General features: G+C 62.3%; 12 protein-coding genes. 5 read left to right on the top strand and 7 right to left on the bottom strand.

All coding sequences use genetic code 11. From position 1 onward, the window contains the following. From AC1DS0_RS30680 to AC1DS0_RS30665, 4 genes are all read right to left on the bottom strand, one after another. A partial coding sequence (locus tag AC1DS0_RS30680; RefSeq protein WP_476817977.1) for a beta strand repeat-containing protein occupies positions 1 to 3,467 on the bottom strand: 3,467 nt, incomplete at its 3' end. Between the two features lie 345 nt (positions 3,468 to 3,812). Further along, positions 3,813 to 4,106: a hypothetical protein gene (locus AC1DS0_RS30675; protein WP_476817976.1), complete on the bottom strand. Its 294-nt coding sequence runs from the start codon at positions 4,104 to 4,106 to the stop codon at positions 3,813 to 3,815. Positions 4,107 to 4,118: 12 nt separating this feature from the next. Then, on the bottom strand, positions 4,119 to 4,376 hold the full coding sequence (locus tag AC1DS0_RS30670; RefSeq protein WP_476817975.1) for a hypothetical protein: 258 nt from the start codon (positions 4,374 to 4,376) through the stop codon (positions 4,119 to 4,121). A gap of 290 nt (positions 4,377 to 4,666) precedes the next feature. Then, the gene (locus AC1DS0_RS30665) at positions 4,667 to 5,029 is read right to left on the bottom strand and encodes a hypothetical protein (protein ID WP_476817974.1); all 363 of its coding nucleotides are present in this window, start codon (positions 5,027 to 5,029) and stop codon (positions 4,667 to 4,669) included. A gap of 433 nt (positions 5,030 to 5,462) precedes the next feature. Between AC1DS0_RS30665 and AC1DS0_RS30660 the strand changes: the two genes are divergently transcribed. The 3 genes from AC1DS0_RS30660 to AC1DS0_RS30650 all read left to right on the top strand — a co-directional run bounded on the left by AC1DS0_RS30660 (position 5,463) and on the right by AC1DS0_RS30650 (position 8,112). Continuing rightward, positions 5,463 to 5,687, top strand: a complete 225-nt coding sequence (locus AC1DS0_RS30660; protein ID WP_476817973.1) for a hypothetical protein — start codon at positions 5,463 to 5,465, stop codon at positions 5,685 to 5,687. A gap of 441 nt (positions 5,688 to 6,128) precedes the next feature. Next, positions 6,129 to 6,422 (top strand): DUF982 domain-containing protein, encoded by a 294-nt coding sequence (locus AC1DS0_RS30655; protein ID WP_476817972.1) that lies wholly within the window; start codon positions 6,129 to 6,131, stop codon positions 6,420 to 6,422. A 301-nt stretch (positions 6,423 to 6,723) separates the two neighbouring features. After that, positions 6,724 to 8,112, top strand: coding sequence for a lipopolysaccharide biosynthesis protein (locus AC1DS0_RS30650; protein WP_476817971.1), 1,389 nt, complete (start codon positions 6,724 to 6,726; stop codon positions 8,110 to 8,112). Between the two features lie 113 nt (positions 8,113 to 8,225). On the opposite strand, the gene AC1DS0_RS30645 is transcribed toward AC1DS0_RS30650, so the two are convergent. Then, positions 8,226 to 8,477 carry a DUF982 domain-containing protein gene (locus AC1DS0_RS30645; RefSeq protein ID WP_476817970.1) on the bottom strand — a complete coding sequence of 84 codons (252 nt, stop codon included), beginning with the start codon at positions 8,475 to 8,477 and terminating at the stop codon, positions 8,226 to 8,228. Positions 8,478 to 8,651: 174 nt separating this feature from the next. Here AC1DS0_RS30645 and AC1DS0_RS30640 point away from each other — a divergent pair, with 174 nt between their 5' ends. After that, the gene (locus AC1DS0_RS30640) at positions 8,652 to 9,161 is read left to right on the top strand and encodes a GNAT family N-acetyltransferase (RefSeq protein ID WP_476817969.1); all 510 of its coding nucleotides are present in this window, start codon (positions 8,652 to 8,654) and stop codon (positions 9,159 to 9,161) included. 277 nt (positions 9,162 to 9,438) lie between these two features. Next, positions 9,439 to 9,648, top strand: coding sequence for a hypothetical protein (locus AC1DS0_RS30635; RefSeq protein WP_476817968.1), 210 nt, complete (start codon positions 9,439 to 9,441; stop codon positions 9,646 to 9,648). 61 nt (positions 9,649 to 9,709) lie between these two features. On the opposite strand, the gene AC1DS0_RS30630 is transcribed toward AC1DS0_RS30635, so the two are convergent. Next, positions 9,710 to 10,126 (bottom strand): DUF1236 domain-containing protein, encoded by a 417-nt coding sequence (locus AC1DS0_RS30630; protein ID WP_476817978.1) that lies wholly within the window; start codon positions 10,124 to 10,126, stop codon positions 9,710 to 9,712. Positions 10,127 to 10,231: 105 nt separating this feature from the next. After that, entirely contained in the window at positions 10,232 to 10,531 is a 300-nt protein-coding gene (locus AC1DS0_RS30625; protein ID WP_476817967.1) for a PRC-barrel domain containing protein, read from the bottom strand. Positions 10,532 to 10,962: the final 431 nt, after the last annotated feature.

Below are 10,962 nucleotides of genomic sequence, written 5' to 3'. Positions count from 1 at the left end.
GTGCTGGTGATCGAGCCGTTCACCACCAGCTTGCCGGACGAGACCGTCGTGCCGCCGGTATAGGTGCTGGTACCCGTCAGTGTCAGCGTGCCCGTACCGGTCTTGGTCAGGCTGCCACTGCCCTCCATCTTGCCCGAGAAGCTGGTCGAGGCATTGCTGCCGCCCGCCTTCAGCGTCGACCCGGTGCCGATCTGGATCGTCCCCGCGCCGGCGATCGAGCCGGCGGTCACGGTGCCCAGCCCGTCGCTGATCTCCAGCCCCGCGCCGGCGGCGATACTGTAGTCGGATGCTGCCGACAGCGCCGGCGCGGCGTTAATGAAAATCGCTCCGGCTTCGATCGTGGTCGCGCCGGAATAGGTGTTGGTGCCGGACAGGATCAGCGCGCCGGCGCCCTGTTTGGTCAGGCCGCCCGTGCCGGTGATGGCGCCATTGAAGCTGAGCGAATTGCTGCGATTGAAAACGAGCAGCCCGTTATTGGCGACGTTGCCGATGATCGAGCCCGAAGTGCCGCCGTCACCGATCCGGAGCGTTCCGCCCGAGATCGTCGTTCCGCCGGTATAGGTGTTGGTTCCGGTCAGGATCAGCGTGCCCGCACCGGCTTTGGTGAGCGAGGTGCCGTTCCAGCCGGTTGCAGGGTTCGCTGCCTGATCGGCCAACACCGCCGCGACGGTGAAGCTGTCGGTGGGATTGGTCAGGGTGAAGGTGCCATTGGCGAGATTGTTGCCGGCGCTCCAGGTCAGGCCATAGCTGGCAAGATATTGCCGGCCGTCAGCCGATTTGCGGGTGGAGAGGGTGAGGTAGTCCACGGTGCCGGCGAAGCCGCCGACGCTGATGCTGGCGAAGTCGCCGCTGATGCCGGATGCGGTATCGATCAGCACCATGTCGAGCTGGCTCGCATCGGCGATGCCGCTGAGGTTGAAGGTGACGCCGTTGCCGATCGTGACGCTGCTGGCGGAGAGCGCGGGGCTAGTCGCGCCGGCAGCGATCGAAAGCGTGGTGCTGTTGCCGAAGGTGACGGCCTGGGCGACCGTCAGCGTCGTTGGCGCCTGGATCGCCAGCGTGCCACCGGTGACGTTGATGCTGCCGGCCAGGTTGATGCTGCCGCTTGACGTGCCGTTGCCAAACTGGAGCGTGCCGGCCGAGATCGTCGTACTGCCGGTATAGGTTTTGGCGCCGGTCAGGGTCAGCGTGCCCGTGCCGGTCTTGACCAGCGAGCCGCCAGCGCCGGAGATGTCGCCGCTCACCTCGGTCGAGAGGTTGTTCGAGCCGACCGTCAGCTCATTGGCACCGAGGACGTAATTGCCGGCCCCGGCGATCGATCCGGCGCTCAGCTTGTGGTCGCCGTTTGGGCCGGTGCTGCCCGAGAAGTCAACCGTGCCTCCGGCATTGTTGACGAGGGTGGCACTGCCCGCCGTGCTGGTATCGTAGAAATACAGATTGTTATCGTTAGTGATGCTGGCGCTGCCAGCCGTGCTGGCCGCGTTGAATTCGACCTGGCCGGTGCTGAAGATGGTGGCGTTGCCGGCCGTGCTGGCCTCGGAGAATGCCAGGCGGCCGCTGTTGTTGACGAGGGTGGCACTGCCCGCCGTGCTGGAGTTGTTAAAGCTCAGGTAGTTGCTGTTGGTGATGGCGGCGTTGCCCGCCGTGCTGGTGTTCAGGAATCGCAGCGTGCCGTCGTTGATGATGGTGGCGCTGCCAGCCGTGCTGGCGTTGTTAAAGCTCAGGTAGTTGCTGTTGGTGATGGCGGCATTGCCCGCCGCGCTGGTGCCGTAGAAGTACAAATGGTGGTAGTTGGTGATGGTGGCGCTGCCCGCCGTGCTGGTGCCGTCGAATCGCAGCGTGCCGTTGTTGGTGATGGTAGCGCTGCCTGCCGTGCTGGCGTCGTTGAAATTCAGATCTCTGCCGCTGTTGTTGGTAATGGTGGCGCTGCCGGCTGTGCTGCTCCCGTTGAACGACATATTCCCGTTGTTGGTGATGACAGCACTGCCCGCCGTACCGTCGCCGGAGAAATAGAGAGTTCCACTGGAATTATTTGTGATGGTCGCGCTGCCGGCCGTGCTGTTGCCGTTGAAGGACAATCCATAATTGTTGACGATTGTGGCGCTGCCCGCGGTGCTGCTGCCGGCGAAAACCATGCTGTAGGTGTTCGTGATGCTGGCGCTGCCGGCGCTGCTGGTGTCGTTGAACCCCCAGGAGCCGTCGTTGATGATGGTGGCGCTGCCCGCCGTGCTGGTGCCGTAGAACTGCGTCAGGCCGTAGCCGGTGTTGGTGAAGCTGCTCGTGCCGGCGCTGCTGGTGCCGCGGAAATATGCGCGCCCATCATTCGAGATCGTCGTGATGCCGCTCGTGTCGGCGTTGACGATATTGAATGTCGCCCCGTTGCCGACGGTGACTGTCCCCAGAATGGAGCCGACCGCACCGGCAGTGCCGAGCTGCAATGTGCCGCCGGAGATCGTCGTGCCGCCGCTATAGGTATTGGTCCCCGATAAGGTCAGCGTGCCCGTGTCCGTCTTGACCAGCGAGCCGCTGCCGGAGATGACGCCGCTCACTTCGGTCGAGAGATTGTTCGAGCCGACCGTGAACTGCTTGGCGCCGATGATGTAGTTCCCGGCCCCCTCGATCGAGCCGGCCGTCATCGCGGCCAATCCGGCGGGATCCGAGATATCCACCGTGCCGCCGGCCTGGGTGATGAAGCGCGCCCCGGCGCTGTTGCCGGCGGCGATGAACTGGGTCGTCGCCCCGGCCGCCGTCGTGATCGTCGCCGTGCCGGCCGTGCTGAAGCCGCGAAAGATCAGGCTGCTCTCATTGACGATGGTCGCGCTATCGGCCGAGCTGCTGTCATAGAAGATCAGGCTGTTCTTGTTGGTGATGGTGGCGCTGCCGGCCTTGCTCGTGTCGTAGAAGCTCAGGCTGGCATTATTGGTGATGGACGCGTTTCCTGCCGTGCTCGACGTGTGGAAGTTGATCAGGCCGGCACCATTGTTGACGATGGTCGCGCTGCCGGCCGTGCTGTTGTCGTAGAATAGCAGGTAAGCCGTGTTGGTGATGGTGCCGTTGCCTGCCGAGCTGGTGTCGTGGAACTCCGTGAAGAAGCTGTTCGTGATCGAGGCGCTGCCCGCAGAGCTGGCGTTCCGGAAATAGAGGTCGCCGCTGTTGCTGATGGTCGCGCTGCCGCCGTTGACGACGATACCCGCTCCGGTGAATTCCAGCGTCCGGTTGTTGCTGAAGCTGTAGTTCGCGGCATTGGCGTTGAACGTCCACCCGCCGATGGTCACATCGTTCGCGAACGACAGGTTCGTAATCGTCGACGTGCCGAAGAAGGCCGTGCCGGTCGGCCGTATGCCGGTGTCCCAGTTCAGGCCGGTACTGAAATTGGTCGAGACCGGCGCCGTGTGCCAGGTCGCATTCTGAGCGTGGGCAGGCGCAACGAGCGCCGTGCCGGCGAGCAGCGCTAGCCGCAGGGCCAAGCTACCCCATAGTCCGTCCAAAATCGGTAGAGCCACGTCTTGTCCCCGGCCGCTGCGGAAGGCTTACGCCAGGGCAGCGGCAAGGCAATGAACAGCCGTTCACATCCAGCCAAATCGATGAGGAGTGGCGGATTTACAGCAACACACGTGTCCCTGGCCCAGGCATCAACCCGGCATGCAAACAAAGGACCCCGACAGCGAAAGCGCGACTGGGCCAGTTCAACAAGTAGGCAACAAGCCGAGCAGACAGGACCCGGGCAGAAATTCGTGCCCTTGCCGAGCGTCGCATGCGTCGCAGCCCGGGCGTCCGAAGATCTGACGAGGCGTCATGAGGGACAGGCGCCATTATCCTGCAGGCGCGTCCGGCACCGTCGCGAGATATTCAGCGTAGCGGCATCGCATCGCCAACGTGTTCGACCTACCGTCGAGCCATGTGATGTATGCTGCAGGGCGGATGGTGATGAAGGCAACCGACTGCCCGGCGCGAAGAAATTCGTCGACCGTTTGCATGGCCCGGCGGTACCAGAGCTCGTAAGTCACATGCGGCTCGCCATCCTGGCCCGCGATAGCCATAAGCTCGGCAAAATCCGCCTCTTCATACCATGCCAGCGTCGCCGTAACGCGCTCGGACTCCGTCATTGTGCTGATGATCTAGGCGGCCTCCGCTGTCATCAGCACACGGCCGTGGACCGCCAGGTGCTTGTCGCTGCGGTTCATGACTACGAGCACGACAGATGTTTCATTATCGCAGTCGAGCACCAGCCTGTGGCAAAGCTGGCCATCGTCGCACTCTGTCGTGTCGAAGACCAGGTAACCGACCCGGCGGTCGTCGTAATCGCTTGAGAATTGATACAGAACATCGATACTGCGCCCATCGCGCAGGTTCAACCGACCTTGTCCGGTGAGCATAGCGTGTCTCCGCTTGGCAGCGTCAGGCGCGCTGCACGCGGTCATTTCCAGAAGCAGTATGGAGACAACGGCGCCCCCATACAGCGCCTCTCCCCGCTCGCTGTCCATGTCTAATGACAGGCCGCGGAAGCTTGGCTAGCCGATACACCTTCACCTTCGAAGGATGCACCGCCCTTCTGGTTATCTGCTCGGACCAACGGAACAGATCGACCACCTCCTTGTTGGGTCGAAATGCTCGATATTGCGAGCTTGTCGTCAGCCTCCGACGCGCGGTGGGGTTCCTCAACCCGCTATTGCCGCTGCGGGGCGTTGTCCTGCTTCGCTTCCTCCCAGGCTCGGATATCGGTAACCAGTTTGCCGAGTTCGTCAGCCTGCGGCGTACCCTCGGCATAATTGGCGAGCTCCTCCACTCTTTGTGTCGCCTCCTCATACTGCTCCTGCGAGCTGATTGGATTGGTCATGGCTGCAGTCGCGGGAGAATCCTGCTTCAACCGATACGCATTGACAGCATCGATCAGGCCGACTCTCTCGGCCTCCTCGTCCGAGCCTTCGGGCGCGACAGCCAGCTGGGCGATCCGAGCCTCTGCGGCGAGGCAATCGCCGGAATTCAGAATAGCTCGTCCGCCGAAGCCGACCTCTGGGGTGCTGGGCATGATGGTTCTCACTAGTTGACTGTCTGAGCGCAACCTTTCGCACGTCGCTGTGTTCCGCCCGGAATGCGACATACCCAACAGGGTTAGGAACCTTCGCATGCGGCCGGCATTAAACCCGCGAGCTCAGCGAGACAGGAGCACCTAGGGAGGATGCCATGAGCGGTCGCAAGCCAGAGCACGACAATACGGTCGGTCAGCCGCGTAGAGCCTCTGATAGTCGGCCGCGCCCGGAATCCGGTACGCCGACAGCTATCCAGCCGGCTAGCAAGGATGGACCGAAGCCGCGCAGCTCCAAAGGCGAGCGGAAGCCTTCAGAATCTTCCAGCGCCCTCGACCCTGGGCGGCCCACCAAAAAGGACTGAGCGGTCGCAGATGGCAAGCTGGGGACGTTTGCGTTGGAGATGGCGATGCATGTGCAAGGAAGAGGCCGTTGGTGAACCCCAAGATCCCAAGCGGCGCGAGCTCCGCCTGCCGCGAGCTTTATCGTGACTACTGCCAGGACGAAGGCGGTACCAAGTACACGGTCATCGTCTATCGGCCGTTCCCAAATCTGAGCATAACCGACTATGAGCTAGAGGACGGGACGCCGGTTCGCTTCATCGACGATTGTGTGTTCGAGATCGAATCGACCGGCCGAACACTGACCCCGTGCCTCTGATGGGGCCGCTTGTGATTTTGGCTCTCCTTATCGGAACGATTCTCGGCTCCATAGGCGTCGCTTCGTTTCGATAGGACTCTTTGCGCAGCCGTGAAAAAGAACCATGTGGACGCTTCTAACCATCGGCGCGGTCATCGCATTGCTATCGGCCTACTTCGTCGTGGTGTACCGAGTGACGCGAACCGACGACGACGGATGATTGCAATGTCCTATGGCGCCACAGGCCGCTCGTCTTTTCCCATCTCGCCGGGCGTGACCTCTCGACCTGGTGAAGCCCGCGAGGCAGTCCACGAAGGGTCTTGCGATCGGGCGCCGGCACACCAAAATCTATGGCCGCCCTCAGATAAAAGAGGGCGAAACCCCTGATCCATGTTGCTTTTCGGAGGATATGGCTATGGCAACAGCACCGATCGTCGCCCGAGCAGCGGAGGGCCTCGACCGATGAATTCAGATCAGTTCGAACGGCCGGTGGTCATTTTGGTCGGCCTCGGGCACCCGGCGGCTATCTCGACCGTCATGGAAGCCTATATGTTCCTCGTCGACTGGCCGCCGAGCAAGCGCGACCCGGCGCACGGCTTTGCGATCAAGTCCTGCCTTGCCGCCCTGCGGGGCGAAGTCGAGGCGGAAACCGTGCGGGGCATTTTCGCCTCGCTTGCCGAGCGATATGGCATTCTCGCCCCAGATGTAGCGGCGTTCACCGCCGCATACCGGGAAGGTCCTCAAGGCCGCGCATGAGCCACTTGCCCGGCCCGGCTCGGGCCGGGCTTAGCCCGATACGGCGGCAAACGCGGTCACCAAGCGCCAATGCCGTGCTTCTGATCGTGAAATAGGTGTTCTTGCCGCAGCGGTGCCGGCGGGGATCGGGGAAGGAAAAATCGGGACTTTAGAGGTAGTTGGGCTGGTCCGGGTGCAGCTCCCCCTAAGCAACCCCGATGCGCAAGCACGAATGTCGGGATAACAACGGTAATATCCCCAGATGGGGATCAATCAACCGGCCGCCTGCTTGTGTCTCAGCAGAATAGACGAGCCGATGCGTATGGGCGCATTAGACGGGGCATGCAAGCACTGCCGCGTTAAGGGCTGGAGAAGCATTAGCGCGGCGCGAAAAGCACGCGACTTCACGGCGCATTACCGGGCTGCGATCGGTCCCACGCTCGCCTTCGGCAATCAAGCTCTGTCGAGCACCTGCAATTTTCTGACGACCATCCTGCTAACCCGCGCACTCGGTCTTGAGGCTTTCGGTCTCTACACGATGGCTTGGCTGCCGCTGCACTTTGCGATGAGCCTACAGCTCGGCCTGATTGTTAGCCCGATGATGAGCATTGCGGAGTCGAAAGATGGAGCGGAGGCCGATGCCTATTACACCGTGGTTGGGATCCACCAGCTCATTTACGGAGCCGTCGCCGCAGCAGCAATCTTCAGCACTCTGATCTTTGCCACAGGCTCGTCGGGGCCGCTGCACGACATCGCCTTGCCGGCCGCGGTCGCCGGGGGGTGCTATCTGACCCAGGATTTCTTACGGCGCTGCCTCTTCGCCCGCCGGCGCCCGGTCTGCATCTTGCTATTCGACATCGTCAACTTCGGCCTCAGACTGGGCACCCTCACGGCGCTCTGGCACGAGGGTCTCATTGGCATCGGGAATGCGCTGTGGGTACTTGCGGCCGCGGCTGCGGCCTCCGCCCTTTGCGGCCTCGGCATGGTGGGACCATATCGCTGGAAGCTGGATATATTTTCGGCCGTTACGCGCCGGCAATGGCAATCCGCCCGTTGGCTCGTCCTCACCGAGGCGGTACAGTGGGTGTTGGCCTATAGCGGCCTCATCGTAACGGCCGGGCTGTTTGGCCCCCGAATTCTTGGAGCCTTGCGAGTAGCCCAGAGCCTGATTTCGGTGATGAACGTTGCGCGCGAGGCGCTTGAGAACATCCTGCCGCCGCTTGCGGCGAAGGCCCTGGCCCAGAACGGTCCACCTGCCCTTCGGCGTGTGCTCGGCTGGGCGCTGTCCGTCGTGGCTTTGATCAGCATTGCGGCGGTGTCTGGCCTTGGATTGTTCGGGCCATGGCTGCTGCACTGGCTGTATGGCGATGAGATTCTGGAATTCGGCTGGGTAATTATCTGGAGTTCGCTCGGCTTTCCAACGGCACTGGTGACCGTTGTTCTGGCTTGCGCGTTTCGAGCTTTGGAGCAGACGCGGTCGATTTTTCTCGCAGTGCTGGCCGGGGCTTGTTTTAGCCTTGTGGCGGTCTATCCGGCGGCTTTGATATTCGGCGTCGAAGGGTTGATTGCGGTCACCCTTCTGTCGCAACTGACAGTCCTGACCGTGCTTGGGGTTTTGGTTGCAAGAATATCGGGATTGTGGGTCGGCGACCGGCCTTCGCGCGCCTCTTCCGCAGAGAGCGGAGCCTCAGCTAGACGGCGACAACTGTAACCAAAAAGGGTCCGGCCTCGCTCGCAGGACCGCACTCTGAAGGACTGTCCGTCGCGTCTAGCGGGGGCTGTGATCGGCGAGGGGCTTGGCGCTCACGATGGGCGAACTCACCTCTAATCGACGGATGCCAGAATCAGGCGATTGGCCGCCGCCGCAGCCCTCTCGAACGCGATCCGAGCCTCATCAGCCGACCTCTTGCCGTGTACAGCGGCCGCACATGCTCGAAATGCCTCTTCCCATTCGTTGCTACGCTCTGGCCATGCCATGAGCAGTTCGGCAGCCCTCTCCGATGACGTGACCGCATGGAAGCGGCCGGCGCCACTGCTCTCGACATAGACGGCGGGGTTGAACCAGTGACGTCCCATGACACGCCCCTCCGCTGTGATCTGGCGACTCAACGCCAATTGCCCTTAGTCGTTCCGGCAAAGGAGATGCACCGTGAACCACCCGCCAGATGACCCGCCCATGACTTACTCCCGCCTCGCCGGCCGCGAGCGGCGGCTGCAATGCTTCTGTGTTGCAAACTCCGGAGCGTGAGCGTGCGTCGAGTACTGAAGACAGACCGCTTGATATTGGAACCGCAGTCACTCGCACGCTTTGATCAGTGGTTCGAGATGGAGCGGCAGCGTGACGAACCGGGCCATCGCGACCTTACCGAGGATGAGGCTTGGCTGCGCCTTTGCGCACGCCAGGGGATATGGGACGCCTACAAGTGCGGCTTCTACTTTTTGCTCGATCCAGCCAGCGGGGAAATGCGCGGCGAGGTCGGCTTTCAATTTCGCCGCCGCGGCTTCGGACCAGACTTTGAGAACTTTCCCGAGGCCGCTTGGGCAATTGCCGCCCCTCATCGGGGTGAAGGGCTAGCGGCGGAGGCAATGGAGAGTCTCCTCGCACACTGCGACCGAACAAATGAACATCCGAGAATCGTGGCACTGATTTCGCGTGCAAACCTGCCGTCACTGCGTCTAGGGGAACGACTGGGGTTTCAGCGTTACGCCGACGTCCTTTTCAATGAGACGGAGCATCTGCTGATGGCTCGCATGGGATGAGCGCTTGGAGGGCCTCCAGCGTATCGGGCCTTGCGATCGAGCCCGCCCGACGACGGAGCCCCCTGTGCGCGGAAACAGTTTCGGCGCCCTAAGGCCGGCCTCTTGCCACAGTGAAGGGGCAGCTAGCAAAAAGGCCGCACCCCAGGACGCCCGCCCAAGAAACGGCATACTGGTCGATCGGTTCCAGCATCGCCGCAAGCCGACTTGAAGCCCGCATAATCTCGGTTCAAAATCTCCGAGCGGCGACCGGCGCCGTTCCAGTAGGCGAGAGCCGGACATGCGCGGAAAGCCCAGCACACCGGCAACGGTGCTCGATGTGATCAACATCATCATCAGCGAGGATCCGGCCGAGGGGGCGATCATCAAGCTCGCAATTGACGGCTCAACCGACGTCGAGCTGCTGTTTGATCCGCTGGCCCTCGTCAAATTGCAATCCGCTTTGGCGAGCATGGATAAGGTGCACGCAAAAGCGCTTCCCGCGCAGTAGCGCAAACAGCCCCGCCGGCTCGCGCCGACGGGGCCGATACAAAGAGTAGTGCGCGCTCGGCTTACTCGATCACCTGCACGATTTTCCGAGTCCGCGGCTCGACCAGCACAGTGCGGTTATTGACCACCGTGTAGCGATATCCCTTGGCGCCGTACTCGGCCGGCACCTCGCGATAGGTCACACCGCGCTCGGGCAGAACCGCACCCACGTGGACCTCTTCCTTATAGGTGTAGGAAGGAACCCGTTGCTCGGTCACATAGGTTTTGAACCGCGGCGTGTTATCCCCGATGATGCCGCCGACCACAGCGCCGCCGACGCCGCCGACGACGGCTCCTGCCGGACCACCGACAACGGCACCGCCGACCGCGCCGGTGGCCGCACCAGCTGCAGCACCGCCCTGGGCACCTGATGGATTCTGAGCCAGCGCTGCCATCGGCGCCATCGCGACAGCAGCAGCGAGAAGGATCTTCCTCATCAGTCAGATCTCCTGGTTATCCCCCAGACGGAGGCCTCAACTTAGAATCCTTGCAAAATGTTCCAACGCCGATCGAGGTCCATGCGACCAGCAGCATCGGCCGAGGCCTCAGGGATCGACGTGCTCAGGCATCGCCTTCAGCTGATCTTTCGTCCAGCTTGTGAGCGCATGGACGTCGCCATCCTCGTCGCGCATGAACTCGAGTTCGCTAAGAGGTACCGCAACGGGCTTGGCGCCGATACCAAGGAAGCCGCCGACGTCGATCACGGCCTGAGCATTTGAGCCGGCACCATGGAGGTGCGAGACGGAGCCGATCTTGTCATCGCCCGGACCATAAATGGTCGCACCGTCGAGAACATCGGCGGTCAGCTCGGCGCTGGAAAGGCGGGCATGCTTGGAGTGGTCCATGATCTCCTCCTCGTTCCTGATGTTCGAGAAACGAGATGCGCCCGCGTCAGGTTCCGTTGCCAAGCTGTGACGGAAAAGCCGGCCCCGCGCCGGCGAGATCGGGCCAAAAGACCGCCTCTCGCCGAGGCGTGCTGGGGGGCGACTGGTTCGGCGAGAGGCGTGGCGCAAGGATCCAGAGCCCCGCGTCAAGAACGCAGTGCTCACCCGTTTGATCCCTGCTGGCATCACGATAATCAGAGGCCTCGCCGGAGATCCGACGGGGCCGTTCCTCAAGACGCTTGTGCTCGTCGGAACCGCTCGATGGCGCGCCGGGCCAGATCGTCTTCATCCTCCGCAATGGCCACCAGGCTGGCGACGATGTAAGCGAGGCGCGTTCGCTCTCGCTCGTCATATGGGTCGGAAAGGTCCAACTGGATTTCACTCCAGGCTGC

This window comes from Allobosea sp. P4_H5, from assembly GCF_056400825.1.
Note: the sequence above shows the minus strand (reverse complement) of the source record. Positions and strands in the feature narration are given on the sequence as shown.